This window comes from Dyadobacter bucti, from assembly GCF_005869225.1.
GTDB classification, from domain to species: Bacteria; Bacteroidota; Bacteroidia; order Cytophagales; family Spirosomataceae; genus Dyadobacter; species Dyadobacter bucti.
Genome location: NZ_SWFP01000004.1, coordinates 666,423 through 682,579 on the forward strand (window position 1 = coordinate 666,423; position 16,157 = coordinate 682,579).

Genomic DNA, 16,157 nt, shown 5'->3' on the forward strand with positions numbered 1-16,157 from the left:
TATTGTTACCTGATCAATACTTTGAGGCGATTGTAAAAGCCGGTGCTTTTAAAAGTAAAGGTTTTATGCAGAATATAATTGCTCACAAAACTGAACCCCATCCCGATCAGGTATGAGCCCATTTCTGTCAGATTGACTTCCTTTTTGGCAAATGGCAATTTGACTGTATAGATCTCCATTCCAAAAAAATCCGTGGCAAGCCAGAATGAACCTACTGTAAACATTTTGGTGATGGCTAAGGAAACGCCGGCCACCATCAGAAATTTGACCATTTCACGGCGCGCCTGATTGGTCCTGCGGGCATCGAATGCAAATAATTTGGTGAGAATAAAACCTACTATGAAGCCAACAATATAGGAAGGTACAATCGAATCGCTCCACGAAATATCAAACCAATCCTGGATCAAACTGCTGGAAATAAGCTGTATAATTACGCCGGTGCCAGCGACAAGAAAATAGGCTATTAAATCTTTAACATTAAAAATCTTGCTCTCCTTTAATGCGGACACCTGTGTGATGGTTAATGGGAATTATGAACCAAATGAGGCCCAATATTAGAAATAAATTGCCGCCCAAACAAAACCGCCCCGTGAATTTTGATGTCTTCCTAGCGGTCTGATTTTCTTTAAAATGCTTTTGTGAAATTGTTATAGCGCTGTGCAGGAACAGCTTTATGGCACTGTTTTTGTATCCTTGCTTTTACATCAATCTTCTTTTTTTGTCAAAAAATCTTTTGGCAGGGATATATTTGGAATATGAAAAAATTTATTTTGCTGTCTGTCGGCCTGTTTTTGGTTGTTACAGCGCAGGCCCAGCCTGAAACCTGGGCGGTTGGATTTGAAGTCGGCGAACCGATCGCTGTAAGTGTGAGAAAATATGGTGAACGCAATGCGCTGGACGTCAGCATTGGTACGTACATCGGTTTGTTCAAGAGCAAGGATAACTACAAAGTAAGTAACGATGACCTCGGCGGTTTGGGGGTTATGTTTAATGCGACTTACCTTTGGTATGTACCTTTTTTTAATGAAAGGATGACTGTATATGCAGGGCCTGGAGTGCAGGTTAATTCCCGGCGATATTACCCCGACAGAAACGTAAAGACGGTTTATACCACCAATATCTCAACCGGACCTTCCGGCACCGCGGGGCTGGAGTTCTTTTTTGCGCAGAAGCCTACGTCATTTTTTATAGAAGGCGGAGGATATGCTGAATTGATCCCGAAATTCTTTTACTTTAATCCTAATTTAAGCATTGGGCTTAGGCATAACTTCTAATCAAAAATCCAGTGAAAAAAAATACCGCGCTCTTTTGCATGCTTGCTCTTGCTGCGATGGGCTTTTCCTGCTCTGAAACCCTTCAGAGAAAATATGATCGCCGACATGGGATCACCTCTGATTCTGACGATTATCGCTCTGACAGTGACAGGTATGACCGGCGGACACCAACGAGCACTAGTGTTTACAGGAAAGATTATGACCGGATTGCAGATGAAAATTCGAGAGGCGTAGGTTCGACCGGCAGCGGGGATGCAGATTATAACCGGAGACTTGTTGACCAGTATACCGATATGGACAAAACGGGAGAGCTTGTCTTGTACGAGCTGGACGCGCTGGAAAGCCGCTGGAATGTTTTGTTAAGTGAATACAGAACGGCCAGATCGTCGGGAAAAGAAGTGATTGCGACGGAACTGGACAAGATCAGCGCGGATCAGATCTTACTTTACAAGGCTTACACGAACATTTATCGTAACGGGAAAAATAACTGGGCTGCTGTGAAAAGGGAAGTTGAGAATACTTTGCGCAGTGTGAGAAGGGCTACCGAAAGGTAACTCTCCGTTCACCAGCCGGCGCCTTTTGTGCTGGTTTTGATGCGGCACACATATCCGTCAACCGTCATATAAAGTGTAGAGCCGTCGTTTCCCCAGGCACAATTGGATGTGAGTTCATTCATTTCTATTCGGCCAAGCAGCTTGCCGGCAGGGGAAATGATCAGCATGCCGGCTGGTCCTGATGACCACAAATTTCCGTCCCTATCTATTTTGAGCCCATCGGGCAAACCTGCCATACCAGCTTTCCCCATTTTGGTAGCGTCGTAAAGCAATTTTCCTTTCCCGATGTTTCCAGAGGCATCGACGGGGTAGGACATCCAGATTGATTTTTCCGGATCTGATTGTGCCACATAAAGCGTTTTACCGTCGGGAGAAAATGCCAGCCCGTTTGGCCGCGTGAGGTCGTCGATCTGTAATGACACCTTCCCATCTTTTGCGATTCTGTATACTCCGAACACAGGTGTTTCCCGGCTGGGGTCATCCTGTTTTTTATTTAAACCATAAGGCGGATCGGTAAAATAATAGCTGCCGTTTCCTGCATGCTCCACCACGTCATTCGGACTATTGAAGCGTTTTCCCTCGAAATTATCTGCAAGCGTTACTTTTCCGCCGACGGTGAGCGGCATGGCTGAAATTCGCCGGTCGCCGTGTTCACAGGAAATCAGCCTGCCTTTGCTATCAATGATCAGCCCGTTGCTGCCAGGTTCGTCGCTGTAATATCCCAGACCTGTGTAACCCGAAGGTTCCAGAAAAACTGAAAGCCCGGTTTTTTCTTCCCATTTATAAACTTTGTTTTTGGGTACATCGGAGAACAGGAGAAAGTTGCCTTTTTTCTCCCAGACAGGTCCTTCCGACCATTCAAACCCTGACGCGAGCACTTCTACTTTTGAATCTTTGGGCAATAATTTTTCAAATGATGTATCTTCATAAATGATTTTGCCCATAGTGGGATACGATTTCTGCGCCATAATGTTAGAACAAACTAAAAGAAGGATACAAATCAGTGAAAAGCCGGGCTTCATAGCGATTGAATTTTAGGTTACCGATTGGGACAGGTAACAAATCATTAAAGATCACCGGGCTGCATGACCTACTGTTTTGAAACCGATAAATGGAGCGCTATCGGCCAGTGCTAGCCGCCAGTACAAGCGTAGATAATGGATGGATTTCCATTTGTGTAAGCTCTGGCCCATCTTGTGCATGACTGGAAAAAACTATATGGACAAAATCAGCTTTTTGTTCCGGCAAAGAAAAAGGCTTTTTCCATTGGCTGAGGTTGTGGATCACAATCAGGGATTTGTCGGCATGTGGCCGGAAGTAAGCCAAAAGCTGGTCATCCTGTAAATGCAGGGCGAACAAATTCGGGGCGATGATCTGGCTTAACGCAGGCTCCGATTTACGAAGTTTGATGAGATGCCGGTAATGATTGAAAACAGAATAAGGATCTTTTGTCTGCTCGGAAAGAGGCCGGACGGTGTTGTTTGTAGTGAACTGCGGATCGATCCAGCGGGTAGTTTCGGCACCTTCATCAGACCAGAGAAAGGGTTCCCGGATATAAGGATCGGGTTTTGTGCCGAGCATCCCGATTTCTTCCCCGTAATATATGTACGGCTGCCCGGGAAGTGTGAGCAGGATACTGGCTGCCAGTTTTATTTTGTCAGCATTATTTCCAAAAACACTTGCTACACGATCCTGATCATGATTTGTAAGCATGATCGCGTCGACGAACAACGGATTGTATTTTTGAAAAAGCGCGTAGCTTGCAACGAGTTTGTCTACAATCTGCTCATCCCTTTCCTGAGCGACAATGCGCTGCAAAGCAAAACTCAGGTCAAAATGAAAAGTAGCATCCAGGTATTTGAAATAGGGGGCGACTTCTTCGGTTTGCGCCCATACTTCGGCTACTGTGAAAGCATCGGGTTTGGTATCTTTTATGACTTTTGAAAAAAACTGCCAGAATTCAATGCTGCGGTCCTTTTCCCACTCCGGATAAATATGCCGGGCCGCATCCAGCCGAAAACCGTCAACACCGATATCGAGCAGCCAGTAGCGTATTATTTTTTCAATTTCGCCCCGGAGCTCTTCTGAGTGGTAGTTAAGGTCGGGCATTCCTTTGTAAAAAAGCCCGTAATATTTTTCCGGGTCACCGGCATTTTCGTGCCAAGGATAAACCTCCTGGGAGTCGTCGGATGTTTCCCTTTCCTGAATACCAAGTTCCTCGATCTGTGGCTGGGTCATCCACCAGTAAAAATTCCGGTAGGCATTTTCAGGTCCTTTTGTGGCTTCCAAAAACCACGGGTGCAGAACACTGGTATGGTTAATGATCAGGTCGAGGTATATTTTTATCCCGCGTTCATGCGCACCATGCAGAAGTTTTCTGAAATCGTCCAGCGTACCGAACTCCGGTTCGATCTCATAGTAATTGGTAACATCGTATTTGTGATAGCTGGGTGAGGGATGGACCGGCGTAAGCCAAAGCGCTTCAACACCGAGGTCAGCCAGATAGTCGAGCTTGGAGTTAATCCCGTTCAGATCCCCGATCCCATCCCCGTTTGAATCGCAGAACGAGCGGACAAAAATTTCATAACAGACCCTCGGTATAAAAGCAGATTTGTCTGTAATCATTTAGGAAAAAGATTGATTTAGATTTTAAAGTGCGGTCGGAAGGAAGTGCGGTTTCAATAGCTCATATACTTTGTGAACCGGCAAGCCCATAATGGTGTAAAATGATCCTTCTATTTTTTCAATTCCGGTCATCCCGATCCACTCTTGTATGCCGTAGGATCCTGCCTTGTCAAAAGGTTTATAATGCTCAATATAGTACGTTATTTCTGAATCTTCCAGTTCACGGAAATAAACCGTCGCTTCATCCGATATTGTCTGAACGATATGTTCTGATAAAATGCTGACCGCCGTGACTACAACATGGCTTTTTCCGGACAGGATTTTCAGCATCCTGAAAGCATCTGCTGCATCTCCGGGTTTTGCCAGAATATGGTTTTCGGCAACTACAACCGTGTCAGCAGTGAGTACGAGCGATCCAGGATATAGCCCGCGGAACATCTCTGCTTTTTGTGCGGATATATGGGCTGCCACCTCGGGGGCGGGCAAAGTTTCGGGGTAGGTCTCGTCGGTTGTTAAAACTTCAACTGAAAATTCAAATCCGGCATCCGTCAGAAGTTGTTTTCTTCTAGGGGAATTAGAGGCCAGAATCAGCGGTTTAGCTAAATTGATCATGTAATAAGGTATGTAATAGTCTGATTTTTAGTGTGTAATAAATATTTTTTAGAAGATGGGAGAAACCTTTGTAACAATTATTTCAATTTTTTTAACCGGCCAGGAACTATCCAAAGTTAAATAGATGTTACAACATTAAATGTATATACATTATTATAACATTTAATTACAACTGCCATGTCTATTGAAACTGATATAAAACAAAAAAAATTTCGGAGCGCTTATCAGCGCCTCGCTTTGAACCTTGTTTATACAAGCAATTGGCTGGAATATAAGCAGTTGGAGATTTTTAAAGAATATGACATTACATCCCAGCAGTATAATGTGCTCAGGATTTTGCGCGGACAACAATCCAACCCCATCAAGGTAAGTGACATTACAGAAAGGATGCTGGATAAAAATTCCAATACATCCCGACTGGTTGACAAACTGTTGGCCAAAAACCTGGCGAAGCGCTCTTCCTGCGCAAACGACCGGCGGGCTGTGGATGTTTTGATCACAGAGGAAGGCCTTCAATTATTGAAGGAACTTGATCCGCTTGTGGCGGAGTGGGAAAACCGCTTCAATGTAATAACAAGTGAAGAGGCTGACCAGATCAGCTCACTTTTGGACAAGCTCAGGGAATCTGACCACTAATTAATACCAATCACAATCAATAAATCAATTTAATTTTAAATGAAAACTACAATGAATTCTATGAAATCGTTTATCGCTTCTCTTGCTGTTGCCCTGTTCGTTTCGTCCGCTGCTTCTGCCGCTGATAATGGCAAAGCGAAAGCTACTAACTTGAAAGTGAACACCTCCAAAAGTGAACTTACCTGGAATGGTAAAAAAGTGACCGGCGAACATACTGGCAAAATTGCCCTGAAAGAAGGCACAATCACGCTGGACGGCGCCAAACTGGTTGGTGGTAAATTTGTGGCTGACCTGAACAGCATCACTTGTACTGACCTTACGGATAAAGAATACAATGGAAAACTGATCGGTCACCTGAAATCCGATGATTTTTTCGGTGTTGAAAAACATCCGACCGCAACTTTCGTAGTAACCAAGGCAACTGCGAAATCTGCCGGTGTATATGACGTAACAGGCGATCTGACTATCAAAGGAATTACAAAACCAGCTACTTTCCCTGTGACTGTAAAAACAACTGCAACGGGTGCCGAGGCTACTGGTAAATTGGTTGTCGACCGTTCTAAATACGATATCAAATACAACTCAAAATCATTTTTCGATAACCTTGGCGACAAAATGATCAATGACGATTTCTCTATTGACGTGAAATTGGTTGCTGCTAAGTAATTGCTGGCTGTCGGCTTTCAGTGATTGGCTGTCAGCTTTGGTTGAAGTTGCAAAACCTGTCTGACTTTGTTGTCGGGCAGGTTTTTGTTTTATATCAAAATTGACATCAGGGATTCCATTCGCGGTATTTCGGGAAATCGTCCATGAAGTGGATCTGACCATTGACGGCTTTGAAGCAATAGTGGTTCATACCATTGGTAACTGCCAGATATTGAGGTTGTAATGTAAAATTGTAGCGGCTTATCTGAGCAAAAGTGGAATCATTGACAGCAATAAACGGCGCTTTGCATTCCACCAGTAAAAAGGGCAGGGAATCGCCCGAAAGTACCATGATATCAGTCCTTTTGGCGAGCGTATTGTATTGCAACCCGGTTTCGACGGCAAATAACGATTTGGGGTAACCATAATGTGTGATCAATAAATGTATAAAATGCTGACGTACCCATTCTTCGGGTGTGAGCGAGACGAATTTCCGGCGGATGATATCGAAAATAAGGGGTTTCCCATTAACCTGCTTAACTTTGTAGGCAAATTCGGGAAGGTTTAATGATTCCATGAGCGAAGATACACATCCCGATAAACCTGACCAATACACCCGCTGAATTCATGACAACCAAAGAACAAATCGTAGAAAACTGGCTTCCCCGCTACACCGGCACTGCGGTGGAAGACTTCGGGGACTATATATTGCTGACCAATTTCGGGAACTACGTTACCATGTTCGCTGAGAAGTTCGGAGTGGAAGTGAAAGGCCAGGGGCGCGCCATGCAAACGGCCACAGCAAACGACATTACCATCATCAATTTCGGGATGGGAAGCCCGATGGCGGCTACGGTGATGGATCTTTTGTCTGCGATCAGCCCGAAAGCTGTGTTGTTTCTTGGCAAGTGCGGCGGGTTGAAAAAAACGCAGGTAGGAGACCTTATTCTCCCGATTGCGGCGATACGGGGCGAAGGTACAAGTGATGATTATATGCCTTCGGAGATTCCCGCGCTGCCGTCATTTCGTCTTCAGAGTACCGTTTCGGCAAGCATCGCCAAACATAAAATGGATTACTGGACCGGCACTGTTTACACCACAAACAGGAGGATATGGGAGCATGATGACAGTTTTAAGGAATACCTCAGAGAGATCCGTGCAATGGCCATTGATATGGAAACGGCCACGATTTTCATTGTAGGGTTTGCCAACTCCATACCACATGGGGCGCTGCTTCTGGTGTCAGACAATCCGCTGGTACCGGAAGGTGTGAAAACCGAAGAAAGTGATAAAAAGGTTACCACCAACTATGTGAAAGTCCATCTCGAAATAGGGATCGAGGCCTTGACTGAACTGGCTAGGTCTGGTGCTTCGGTCAAGCATCTGCGGTTTGAAAACTGATTTGCTTTTACAAAATGTTTTGGGCCGGAATGTCTAATCATTGTCCGGAGGATTATTCAGGAAAATAAAAAATGGAAGATAAAACGCTTTATGAACGCATTGGCGGAGACGACGCGCTCCGGTTGCTGACAGATAAATTTTACGATCTGGTATTCGAGCACGAGCTGATTTCCAGGCTTTTTAAAAGTGATAAGGATGAAATCAAAGAAAAGCAGCGGTTGTTCCTGACCCAGTTTCTCGGCGGTCCGCAATTGTATTCCAGTGTCCACGGCCACCCCATGATGCGCGCCCGACACATGCCGCACGTCATCACTGAAGACGATGCCGTAGCCTGGCTTCAATGCATGTCCGCGGCCGTAGGGCAACTGCCGATTGACAAGGAGCTGAAAGACGAACTGTTTGATCGTTTTCCGCGGACGGCGTTTTTTATGGTTAATAGTTAAATTTGAAATTCGACAACATAAACTTTACACACTAAATGATTGCTACAAAACATGATTATGAAATTGCATTGAAAAAGCTGGAAGTAGTTTTTGATGCACCCGTCGGCTCGCCGGAGAGCGAAGAGGCAAATGCACTGGCAATTCTTATTGATGCGTTTGAAAATGAATATTACCCAGTCAATCCGGATAGGGTGGAAGCTACAAGAATCAAAATGGAGGAAAGGCACCTTTAATTCCCAGCACAGTCCCACTCAACTGGCAGGGAAAATGATATTAAGTTTGATATATTTCAAAACATCTTCCAGCGAAATATCGTGGCTTGTCTCGACTGATGTTTCTCCCACGTGTTTGTGGTGCGGATAAGTGGCAAGGTTTGGGAAGTGCGGCGCGTTGTCCCAGCGAAGGATTAGGTCTCCGGTTGTTTTTTGCCAGTGGAATGAATATTTACGACGGTCTGTTTCAACATATTGTCGGGCATAGAGAATGCTTCCATCAATAAATTGCGCCTGAATATTAAGATAATATGCGGTAGAAGATTCCCGAAAGTCATGGATGATGTATGACTCAACGAAGTCTTTGTCATCCAGCCATTTGAAAATCTCCATTCCTTACATCAGTGATTTTTGAATCTATTTCTGCCAGGAACTGATTGTACGCCTTCCATTCAATCAAATCATCCCAGGCTTCGAAATTTTCAGTCAGAGAATTTTCGACTTCATTTTCAAAGGTCTCAAAACTGCAGTTATATTTTTTTTTGAGAACGCTTATTTTTTCCTGAAAGAGTTGTTTTTGCGACAAATAGTCCAACAATACCCAATTGCTGATTTGTGTTTTAGTAAATGTAAGCATGGAATTTGCCAGTCTGTTTTTAACAAATTTAAATAATCCCGAAGGTTAAACAAGATATGTAAAGGATAACTTGGGATTTTAAAAACTGCATTTTTCGCTGGACGAAACGATGACCACAAGAATTCTTTACATTTGCGGCATGAATTTTAAAGAGCAGTTAATCCACTATCCGATTCTTGAAATCGTTGCAAAGGCAGCGGCGGAGCTGGGTGTGGAGGCATATATTATTGGTGGATTTGTAAGGGACCTGATACTCAAAAGGAATAGCAAAGACATAGATATCGTTTCGATCGGCAGTGGAATTGAGCTCGCTGAACTTGTAGCCAGCCAGTTAGGGCCGGATGTTTTCGTGAGCATTTATAAAAATTTCGGAACTGCGCAGATCAGGCAGGGTGACCTGGAGATAGAATTTGTAGGTGCGCGTAAAGAATCCTACCGGGCGGATTCCAGAAAGCCGGCTGTGGAAGACGGCACATTGAGCGACGACCAGAACCGCCGTGATTTTACGATCAATGCGATGGGTATCAGCCTGGATGAACATACGTTCGGGGAATTGGTCGATCCGTTTGACGGAGTCAGGGACTTGAGAAAGAAAATTATCCGCACCCCACTTGAACCCGAAATCACATTTTCAGACGATCCGCTTCGGATGATGCGGGCGATCCGTTTCGCAAGCCAGCTTAATTTTGATATCGAACCGGATACATTTGATGCGATCATCAAGATGAAGGACCGTATCGGCATTGTTTCTATGGAACGTATTTCGGATGAACTGAATAAGATCATTCTCTCACCGGTACCTTCTTATGGCTTCAAATTGTTGTTCCACGCGGGAATCCTGGCCATTATTTTCCCGGAGATGATCGAACTTCAGGGAGTGGAGAATATAGAAGGGAAGGGGCATAAGGATAATTTTTACCATACGTTGCAGGTGCTGGACAATGTTTCCCAGACAACAGATGACCTCTGGCTTCGCTGGGCGGCTATTTTACACGATATCGCGAAACCGGCCACCAAAAAATTTGACAGAAAGGTTGGCTGGTCATTTCATAACCACGAGGAGGTAGGCGCGCGAATGGTCCCGGTAATTTTCCGGAGGATGAAATTGCCGTTGAATGAAAAAATGCGTTTTGTGAAAAAGCTCGTGCGGCTGCACCTGCGTCCGATTGTTTTGTCTAAAGAGGAGATTACGGACTCTGCGATGAGACGTTTGCTGGTTGAAGCAGGTGAGGATATTGAAGCATTGATGAAATTATGCCGGGCAGATATCACATCCAAAAATCCGGACAAAGTGAAACGTTTCCTGCACAATTTTGATCTTGTCGAACAAAAGCTCAAAGATCTGGAAGAAAGGGATAAGTTGAGAAATTTTCAGCCCGTGATCACAGGCGAAATGATCATGGATACTTTTGGCTTAAAACCCGCCCGTGAAGTAGGATTGATAAAGGAAATTGTGAGAGAAGCTATTTTAGAAGGTATTATCCCCAATGAGTATCAGCCGGCATTTGACTATATGGTGAAGGAGGGAGAGAAAATGGGACTTATTCGTGTTATTTGATATTTTTGCAAACAATAATCCTGGTCTCCTCATAACATTTAAATGGAAAATACTCAATTCAAACGCTTTTTTGGTGCTCTTTTAACCCTTCTTGGCATAGCCGTCCTGCTTTTTGCCTGTGTTGCATTTTTATCAGACAAACCAGTTTTGGGGCTGACTGTTTCGAAATGGGAATCGGTGGTTCCTTTTTTAGTAGGTACCGTTTTTCTGCTTACCGGTGTTAACCTGGTGAGCCGCGGTTAAACTGGCCGGACCAGTGCTGCACCGACTGTACATTCCAGACATCTCCTGGGTGTGCAGTACAAATTGTGCCACTCCAGCAAAGCCTGGCTGTCTGCCGCATTGGTTACACGTATTCCCAGCGTATTCCATTCCCGGGTGATGCGGTTATTTTCTGCTTCAATTTCCGAAAGCCAGTATACGGCTTTATCCAATAATTCATGCTGTTGTTTTTGTTTGGAATATGCCACCAACAGCGGTACCGCTGCGTTGATGATCAGTAAATGGGCTGCATCCTTACCCATAGAAGGAACTGATGACCGGGATTTTTTACCAAATAAATAATGAGACTTCCAATAGGCGGACTGCTCCAGATGAAATTTCCCGCGCAGCTCGGCAAAAGAACCGGCATAAACCAATTCGGTAAAAAGGCTTCCCTCATTGTTCAGGAATTGTGCAAGCTGTGCGAGACGTACCGTCGGAAATCCGGCCGGACGCAAGCGCGAATATTTCCACTCGTGCCCGTTCATACAGCTTTCGCTCAGCCCATACTTGGCACTCAGAAACTGGTGTTCTTTTCGGAGCAGCCTGACATAGGGCTCGTCTGTTTCGTCGGAAAGCATTCCTGCACAACCAAATAGCAAAGCCTCGATTTGTGACAACTGTCCACGGTGTTTCCGCAAGATTTTCCAGGGCAGGATACGGGCTAGTCTCGAAAAAGCCGGATCGTTCAATTTGAATCCAAAATGCTGGCATAGCCACAGATATGCGGTTTCTTCCCAGTCGTTTCTGGTTTCTTCGTAGATCAGAGTCACTTGTTGTGCTTTTTTGTCGAGCCGCTCGAGTAAGACCCTGTCCAGCATTGCATATTTGAGAATATCACTCACCTGGCCAAACAACCCGGCGCAAGGGATGGATTCGTTTTCGTCCTGTAATTGGGCGTACCTTTCCAGCACAGCGTCTTTTATGCGTCCTTTGAGCGACAGGGTTGGGAGTAAAGTACCGTCTTTTCTTACCACGGGTTTGTCATTTTCCCACACAACATGCAGGACAACACTTTCATAAGCAGCGTTTTTTTCGTGCATGTGCAAAAGCCAGTCGGAGGACCTGACATGAATTTCGACGCTTCCAACCCACTGAACCTGCCCGATCATAACCCTCGCTTCTGAGAAATCCGGCCCTGCATTGCCATTTTTGTTCCCTGTCCTGATGACCGAAAGATTTAAATTTTCATCAGTTTGAAGGTTTGACGTTTCGAAATATTGGAAACGCCATATAAAACTCAGTATATCTTCATTCATTGGTTTGGGAAATGTTGTGTGTGTAAAAAATTGATGACAATGACATTTATTTTCTTTGTCTATACATGATTAGTTTCTGTTATTTGTACGCTCGTTTTGTTGTTTGGTTTCTCTTTTAGAAGTAAAAAAGTTTTATGCTCCGCCGTTTGCAATTTATTGCGCTTAGAATTCTCATTTTCTTTTTTGGTATTTCAATCATCTGGGTCATCATTCTTCGGTTTTTGCCGGTTTGGGTAACACCTTTTATGCTATCGCGTAAAATCGATGCATTTATGGATGACAAAGACACGGAAATTCATCACGATTGGGAACCCTATGAGAACATCTCAAAGGAAGTAGCGCTTGCGGTAGTTGCCTCGGAAGACCAGAATTTCCCTAAGCACTGGGGATTTGACTTTGACCAGATCTATGACGCCATGACGGAAGACAGAAAACGCGCCCGGGGAGCCAGTACGATCTCGCAGCAGGTCGCAAAAAATGTATTCCTATGGCATGGGAGAAGCTATATCCGCAAGGGATTGGAAGTTTACTTCACCATTCTGATCGAATTGATCTGGGATAAGCAGCGTATCCTCGAAGTATACCTCAATGTGGCTGAAATGGGAAAGATGACTTTCGGTGTGGAGGCTGCTTCTCTGCGTTTTTACAAAAAATCGGCAAAAAAACTATCGAGATATGAGGCTGCAAGGATAGCGGCGGTGTTGCCGAACCCGGTTCGCTTCTCAATCAAAAATCCATCCCCCTACGTTATGAGGCGCACCAATCAGATTGTAAGGCAAATGCGTTACCTGGGTGGGCAAAAGTATATTGCTGATTTGTAAGCCCGGTTTCAAACTAGTTCCTTGGTGAGTCATTTCCCCTCGGCCTTTCCCGTGAAGAGCCGGGTGTTGCCGCCGGGCGTGCAGCAGGACTTGTTGACGGTCTCGCGGCAGGTCTGGGTGTAGCCGGGCGCGACGGTGCGGGTCGGGATATCCCTGGCTGGGTAACAGGTGGCCTCGAAGTTTCGGGCCTTGTAACTGATGGCCGTGAAGTTTCCGGCCTCGTGACTGACGGTCTTGAAGTTTCGGGTCTTGTGACTGATGGCCGCGAAGTTTCCGGTGTCGTCACAGAAGGGCGAGATGTACCGGGACGTGTAACCGACGGCCGCGATGTGCCGGGGCTGGTAACCGGCCTTGATGTTCCTGGTCTGCTGGTGGATGGCCTGCCAGTGGAAGGCCTCACAACCAGGGGGCGGCCAGTTTTATCAAAGGACGGCAATCTGTCCCTGGAAGAGCTGGCTGTGGGATTTCTTTTTACAAATAAAGCGGATCCTTGCCGTGCAGAAGATGGTCTCGAATAAGTGTTCCGGTAATCTCCACGAGCATATCTTGTCCTGACCACAACTGACCTCGATCTGTAGTTTCCCCCATAGTATCTGTCGTACCAAACCGGGTTCCGATAGTGGTCCCATCTGCGAAAATGGCCGTTGTAGTAATTGCGCCAATGATAATGGTATCCGTAGTAATAATGCCAGTACCTCGGGCGCCAGGGCCGCCAGTAAGAAGGATAGTAATGCCAACGCCAGGGAGAGTGCCAGATAACATAGTTCGGAACAAAAATAAACTGAACCACGGGCCATGATGAAATTGCACGTGCACTGTTGTCTGCCGCGTATGTGGCCTGGCGCTCCTCTCTGTTTCCGGAGTAGCCCGGATTGGGTGTTTCACCGGGAGTGCCGTTTTCGGACAAGGAGGCAGGTTCTATGATATAGTTTTTGCCGTACAAATCTTCGTCACCGACCAATTGGATCAGTACTTGGCCGTCGTCTTTTTTCTCGACAAAAAATACGGCTACGTCCTGGTCTTCGGTATCGCTGACAGCTATTTTAAGAGTGATGGTATGAAGGTTGCCATCAACCTGATCGGCAACACGGATATAATCAATGTTGTCGTCTCCGTCCAGATCGAGGTTATTAATCTCGGATTCTTCATCATTGAGTTTTTTCTCAAAACCTTCCAGTGTTTCGGATTCCTGAAAGAGTTTCATGACTGCATAAAGATTTAGATTATCGCCTGGAAGGTCAAGTTTTTCCTCTTCGGATTGTGCGATCACTCCCGGGCTTGCCGCCAGCATCGCAATAAACAGTATGTATGCAGTGAGATTTTTCATACCAAAAAGTTTAAAGCAATGTAACGAAATATGCTTAAATATACTTGCGCACGGGACTTTGCTGTCCGTGACCGGAGGAGCTTTAACATAGTCGGTGCCCGCGTTAAACGTAGTACAGTTTTGTGATCTCAGGGAAACCCTGCTCGGGTGATCGGTTTGTTTCTTTCGCGCAAAAATTTATAGTTGCGGTGCTGGGATAGCGCGGGGTCGAGTTTTTCAAACAACCCCTGATTTTTCAACGCGTACCAATTGATCTTTAACAAATATAGACTTACATAGGAGCGAGGATGGTATTTGATAAATTCTCCGGTTTTCGACATCAGATCTTTCCTTTCAATATCCTGCAGGCCAAGCCAGTAATTCAGGCTGTCAGCCTGGTTTCTTTTCCTTGCCCTGGCTTCTTGCACAACATATGCATTTAATCTGGCATCCGACGGGCGCTGAATGCTATCCTGGAAAAACTGCCAGTCGGGATTACTTTTGGAATGTGTGACCACAGATTTGGAAACATCTGAGGTATCCAGCTTGATTTTTGTTCCGGAATCGAAGAAAAAAGTCAGTGAGCCTTTCATTTTAGAAACCTGCAATTGATATAAATCCGGTAGCAGGTTTTGGTCCATCCGAAGGTGTGTGGTGTCGAATCCTAGGTTGATGGAGTGAACCACAGCTGCAAAGCCTTTTTCACGCGTCAGTAAAATAGCCTTACGATTGTTCAATGCAACGGGAGCGTCTATGCTGATTTTTACATTTTGTGAAAATGCGTAAGGCGAAGTAAGCAGAAGAAAAAGAATCGTGAAAATTTGTTTAGTCATTTGCTGTGCAGGGGTCGGCAGTCATTTTGTAAATTAAAGAAAAAAATGAAAGGTTGGTTGCGGTCACAGACCGCAGTCACTCAGACGTGGCTGGAAGCTCCGCATAACGTTTCCAGCTACGCCTGACTATCCTTGACTACTTCTGACCACTATTCACTACCCCTGACCATCCCTGACATCTCTGCCCCCTCCCGCAAAATAGTGTTATTTTATAGCAGCTTTAATCACAACGGGCTGGTGGTCTGACGGGTAACGCTGGTCCTTTGCATCGGTAAGAACACCATATTTCAGAACATCAATATTCTTGCTGACAAAAATGTAATCGATCCGGTTTTTCATTGGAGCGTCGAATTTGAAGCTGTTAAAAGTACCTTCCGGTCCGTATGGGGCTTGTTTTGTGACGTCATGTGTATCATTTATCAGCGCACTGATAGTCTTGATCTGTTCGGTATCCGGTGTGGAGTTGAAATCACCGGTCAGGATAACCGTTGATTTTCCTGCAATTTCACTGATCTTTTTCGTCATCAAATGTCCTGACTGCCTGCGTGCCTCAACACCCTGGTGGTCGAAATGGACATTGAAGAAATAGAATTCTTTTTTGCTCGCAAGATCCTGGAATTTTCCCCAGGAGCAGATCCTGTTACAGCATGTTGCATCCCATCCTTTGCCTGGTTTGTCGGGTGTTTCGCTCAGCCAGAAATCGCCGGATTTTAGCAGTTTAAAACGGTCTTTTTTGTAAAAAATGGCAGAATGTTCGCCACCCTCTTTACCGTCGTCACGGCCTTTTCCGATGAAAACGTAGTCCGGCAGCTCCGCAATGTCTTTCAACTGACCGATGAGCGCTTCCTGCACGCCGAAAATATCAAACTCATGGAAGCGTATCAGCCCTTTTACATTTTCCTTGCGGTTCGGCCACGCGTTGACACCGTCGTTTGCAGTATTATAGCGGATGTTGTATGACGCAACGTTGATCGTGTTTTTCTGCGCAAAGGATATCTGGGTAAAAGCGAAAAGTATTAAAAGACAAAGTGCTGTTTTTTTCATGTGTAATTGAAGATTAATGGAAGGTACTATAAAAAA

At 45.1% G+C, this 16,157-nt stretch carries 21 protein-coding genes; 10 read left to right on the forward strand and 11 right to left on the reverse strand.

The genetic code is table 11. The features are described 5' to 3' along the window. Window positions 1–5: 5 nt before the first annotated feature. Window positions 6–509 carry a GtrA family protein gene (locus FBF61_RS16385; protein WP_138479102.1) on the reverse strand — a complete coding sequence of 168 codons (504 nt, stop codon included), beginning with the start codon at window positions 507–509 and terminating at the stop codon, window positions 6–8. A 246-nt stretch (window positions 510–755) separates the two neighbouring features. On the opposite strand from FBF61_RS16385, the gene FBF61_RS16390 reads away from it, so the two are divergent. Together FBF61_RS16390 and FBF61_RS16395 are read left to right on the forward strand one after the other, a co-directional pair. Further along, entirely contained in the window at window positions 756–1,274 is a 519-nt protein-coding gene (locus FBF61_RS16390; protein WP_229215079.1) for a hypothetical protein, read from the forward strand. Window positions 1,275–1,285: 11 nt separating this feature from the next. After that, complete coding sequence (locus FBF61_RS16395; RefSeq protein WP_229215080.1) at window positions 1,286–1,828, forward strand: hypothetical protein; 543 nt, start codon at window positions 1,286–1,288, stop codon at window positions 1,826–1,828. An 8-nt stretch (window positions 1,829–1,836) separates the two neighbouring features. On the opposite strand, the gene FBF61_RS16400 is transcribed toward FBF61_RS16395, so the two are convergent. From FBF61_RS16400 to FBF61_RS16410, 3 genes are all read right to left on the reverse strand, one after another. Next, entirely contained in the window at window positions 1,837–2,796 is a 960-nt protein-coding gene (locus FBF61_RS16400) for an SMP-30/gluconolactonase/LRE family protein (protein ID WP_138479104.1), read from the reverse strand. A 151-nt stretch (window positions 2,797–2,947) separates the two neighbouring features. Beyond that, window positions 2,948–4,453, reverse strand: coding sequence for an alpha-amylase family glycosyl hydrolase (locus FBF61_RS16405; protein WP_138479106.1), 1,506 nt, complete (start codon window positions 4,451–4,453; stop codon window positions 2,948–2,950). Between the two features lie 24 nt (window positions 4,454–4,477). Next, a complete protein-coding gene (locus FBF61_RS16410) occupies window positions 4,478–5,065 on the reverse strand; it encodes a Maf family protein (RefSeq protein WP_138479108.1) in 588 nt (195 codons plus the stop codon). A 177-nt stretch (window positions 5,066–5,242) separates the two neighbouring features. Between FBF61_RS16410 and FBF61_RS16415 the strand changes: the two genes are divergently transcribed. Together FBF61_RS16415 and FBF61_RS16420 are read left to right on the forward strand one after the other, a co-directional pair. Beyond that, complete coding sequence (locus FBF61_RS16415; RefSeq protein WP_138479110.1) at window positions 5,243–5,701, forward strand: MarR family winged helix-turn-helix transcriptional regulator; 459 nt, start codon at window positions 5,243–5,245, stop codon at window positions 5,699–5,701. Between the two features lie 51 nt (window positions 5,702–5,752). Further along, window positions 5,753–6,367, forward strand: a complete 615-nt coding sequence (locus tag FBF61_RS16420) for a YceI family protein (RefSeq protein WP_138479112.1) — start codon at window positions 5,753–5,755, stop codon at window positions 6,365–6,367. Between the two features lie 106 nt (window positions 6,368–6,473). Here the strand turns inward: FBF61_RS16420 and FBF61_RS16425 are convergent, their stop codons facing one another. Continuing rightward, complete coding sequence (locus FBF61_RS16425) at window positions 6,474–6,923, reverse strand: type I restriction enzyme HsdR N-terminal domain-containing protein (RefSeq protein ID WP_138479114.1); 450 nt, start codon at window positions 6,921–6,923, stop codon at window positions 6,474–6,476. Window positions 6,924–6,973: 50 nt separating this feature from the next. On the opposite strand from FBF61_RS16425, the gene FBF61_RS16430 reads away from it, so the two are divergent. From FBF61_RS16430 to FBF61_RS16440, 3 genes are all read left to right on the forward strand, one after another. Then, complete coding sequence (locus FBF61_RS16430; RefSeq protein ID WP_138479116.1) at window positions 6,974–7,747, forward strand: AMP nucleosidase; 774 nt, start codon at window positions 6,974–6,976, stop codon at window positions 7,745–7,747. Window positions 7,748–7,818: 71 nt separating this feature from the next. Next, window positions 7,819–8,190: a globin domain-containing protein gene (locus FBF61_RS16435; RefSeq protein ID WP_138479118.1), complete on the forward strand. Its 372-nt coding sequence runs from the start codon at window positions 7,819–7,821 to the stop codon at window positions 8,188–8,190. A 35-nt stretch (window positions 8,191–8,225) separates the two neighbouring features. Continuing rightward, entirely contained in the window at window positions 8,226–8,423 is a 198-nt protein-coding gene (locus tag FBF61_RS16440; RefSeq protein WP_138479120.1) for a hypothetical protein, read from the forward strand. Between the two features lie 18 nt (window positions 8,424–8,441). On the opposite strand, the gene FBF61_RS16445 is transcribed toward FBF61_RS16440, so the two are convergent. Together FBF61_RS16445 and FBF61_RS35800 are read right to left on the reverse strand one after the other, a co-directional pair. Next, complete coding sequence (locus FBF61_RS16445; protein WP_138479123.1) at window positions 8,442–8,795, reverse strand: toxin-antitoxin system TumE family protein; 354 nt, start codon at window positions 8,793–8,795, stop codon at window positions 8,442–8,444. Then, a complete protein-coding gene (locus FBF61_RS35800; RefSeq protein ID WP_510185892.1) occupies window positions 8,770–9,039 on the reverse strand; it encodes an MJ0235 family protein in 270 nt (89 codons plus the stop codon). Before FBF61_RS35800 ends, FBF61_RS16445 begins: the two co-directional genes overlap by 26 nt. Window positions 9,040–9,178: 139 nt before the next feature. Between FBF61_RS35800 and FBF61_RS16450 the strand changes: the two genes are divergently transcribed. Both FBF61_RS16450 and FBF61_RS16455 read left to right on the forward strand, forming a co-directional pair. Further along, the gene (locus tag FBF61_RS16450) at window positions 9,179–10,597 is read left to right on the forward strand and encodes a CCA tRNA nucleotidyltransferase (protein WP_138479125.1); all 1,419 of its coding nucleotides are present in this window, start codon (window positions 9,179–9,181) and stop codon (window positions 10,595–10,597) included. Window positions 10,598–10,639: 42 nt separating this feature from the next. Beyond that, window positions 10,640–10,840, forward strand: a complete 201-nt coding sequence (locus tag FBF61_RS16455; RefSeq protein WP_138479127.1) for a hypothetical protein — start codon at window positions 10,640–10,642, stop codon at window positions 10,838–10,840. Here FBF61_RS16455 and FBF61_RS16460 read toward each other — a convergent pair. Beyond that, window positions 10,837–12,117: a DUF2851 family protein gene (locus FBF61_RS16460; protein WP_138479129.1), complete on the reverse strand. Its 1,281-nt coding sequence runs from the start codon at window positions 12,115–12,117 to the stop codon at window positions 10,837–10,839. The two genes, FBF61_RS16455 and FBF61_RS16460, sit on opposite strands and share 4 nt — an antisense overlap. 134 nt (window positions 12,118–12,251) lie before the next feature. Here FBF61_RS16460 and mtgA point away from each other — a divergent pair, with 134 nt between their 5' ends. Then, the gene (mtgA, locus tag FBF61_RS16465) at window positions 12,252–12,938 is read left to right on the forward strand and encodes a monofunctional biosynthetic peptidoglycan transglycosylase (protein ID WP_138479130.1); all 687 of its coding nucleotides are present in this window, start codon (window positions 12,252–12,254) and stop codon (window positions 12,936–12,938) included. A 13-nt stretch (window positions 12,939–12,951) separates the two neighbouring features. Here mtgA and FBF61_RS16470 read toward each other — a convergent pair whose 3' ends face one another. The 3 genes from FBF61_RS16470 to FBF61_RS16480 form a co-directional block, all read right to left on the reverse strand. Then, window positions 12,952–14,265 carry a hypothetical protein gene (locus FBF61_RS16470; RefSeq protein ID WP_205748290.1) on the reverse strand — a complete coding sequence of 438 codons (1,314 nt, stop codon included), beginning with the start codon at window positions 14,263–14,265 and terminating at the stop codon, window positions 12,952–12,954. Between the two features lie 128 nt (window positions 14,266–14,393). Then, window positions 14,394–15,077, reverse strand: coding sequence for a hypothetical protein (locus tag FBF61_RS16475; RefSeq protein ID WP_138479132.1), 684 nt, complete (start codon window positions 15,075–15,077; stop codon window positions 14,394–14,396). Window positions 15,078–15,281: 204 nt separating this feature from the next. Further along, window positions 15,282–16,121, reverse strand: coding sequence for an endonuclease/exonuclease/phosphatase family protein (locus tag FBF61_RS16480; RefSeq protein WP_138479134.1), 840 nt, complete (start codon window positions 16,119–16,121; stop codon window positions 15,282–15,284). Window positions 16,122–16,157: the final 36 nt, after the last annotated feature.

Excerpts from the sequence above, each read along its gene's own strand:
- FBF61_RS16440 (WP_138479120.1), top strand. The coding sequence starts at position 8,226 with ATGATTGCTACAAAACATGATTATGAAATTGCATTGAAAAAGCTGGAA.
- mtgA (WP_138479130.1), top strand. The coding sequence starts at position 12,252 with ATGCTCCGCCGTTTGCAATTTATTGCGCTTAGAATTCTCATTTTCTTT.
- FBF61_RS16415 (WP_138479110.1), top strand. The coding sequence starts at position 5,243 with ATGTCTATTGAAACTGATATAAAACAAAAAAAATTTCGGAGCGCTTAT.
- FBF61_RS16480 (WP_138479134.1), bottom strand. The coding sequence starts at position 16,121 with ATGAAAAAAACAGCACTTTGTCTTTTAATACTTTTCGCTTTTACCCAG.
- FBF61_RS16420 (WP_138479112.1), top strand. The coding sequence starts at position 5,753 with ATGAATTCTATGAAATCGTTTATCGCTTCTCTTGCTGTTGCCCTGTTC.
- FBF61_RS16390 (WP_229215079.1), top strand. The coding sequence starts at position 756 with ATGAAAAAATTTATTTTGCTGTCTGTCGGCCTGTTTTTGGTTGTTACA.
- FBF61_RS16450 (WP_138479125.1), top strand. The coding sequence starts at position 9,179 with ATGAATTTTAAAGAGCAGTTAATCCACTATCCGATTCTTGAAATCGTT.
- FBF61_RS16405 (WP_138479106.1), bottom strand. The coding sequence starts at position 4,453 with ATGATTACAGACAAATCTGCTTTTATACCGAGGGTCTGTTATGAAATT.
- FBF61_RS16400 (WP_138479104.1), bottom strand. The coding sequence starts at position 2,796 with ATGGCGCAGAAATCGTATCCCACTATGGGCAAAATCATTTATGAAGAT.
- FBF61_RS16445 (WP_138479123.1), bottom strand. The coding sequence starts at position 8,795 with ATGGAGATTTTCAAATGGCTGGATGACAAAGACTTCGTTGAGTCATAC.
- FBF61_RS16455 (WP_138479127.1), top strand. The coding sequence starts at position 10,640 with ATGGAAAATACTCAATTCAAACGCTTTTTTGGTGCTCTTTTAACCCTT.
- FBF61_RS16410 (WP_138479108.1), bottom strand. The coding sequence starts at position 5,065 with ATGATCAATTTAGCTAAACCGCTGATTCTGGCCTCTAATTCCCCTAGA.
- FBF61_RS35800 (WP_510185892.1), bottom strand. The coding sequence starts at position 9,039 with ATGCTTACATTTACTAAAACACAAATCAGCAATTGGGTATTGTTGGAC.
- FBF61_RS16435 (WP_138479118.1), top strand. The coding sequence starts at position 7,819 with ATGGAAGATAAAACGCTTTATGAACGCATTGGCGGAGACGACGCGCTC.
- FBF61_RS16475 (WP_138479132.1), bottom strand. The coding sequence starts at position 15,077 with ATGACTAAACAAATTTTCACGATTCTTTTTCTTCTGCTTACTTCGCCT.
- FBF61_RS16430 (WP_138479116.1), top strand. The coding sequence starts at position 6,974 with ATGACAACCAAAGAACAAATCGTAGAAAACTGGCTTCCCCGCTACACC.
- FBF61_RS16460 (WP_138479129.1), bottom strand. The coding sequence starts at position 12,117 with ATGAATGAAGATATACTGAGTTTTATATGGCGTTTCCAATATTTCGAA.
- FBF61_RS16470 (WP_205748290.1), bottom strand. The coding sequence starts at position 14,265 with ATGAAAAATCTCACTGCATACATACTGTTTATTGCGATGCTGGCGGCA.
- FBF61_RS16425 (WP_138479114.1), bottom strand. The coding sequence starts at position 6,923 with ATGGAATCATTAAACCTTCCCGAATTTGCCTACAAAGTTAAGCAGGTT.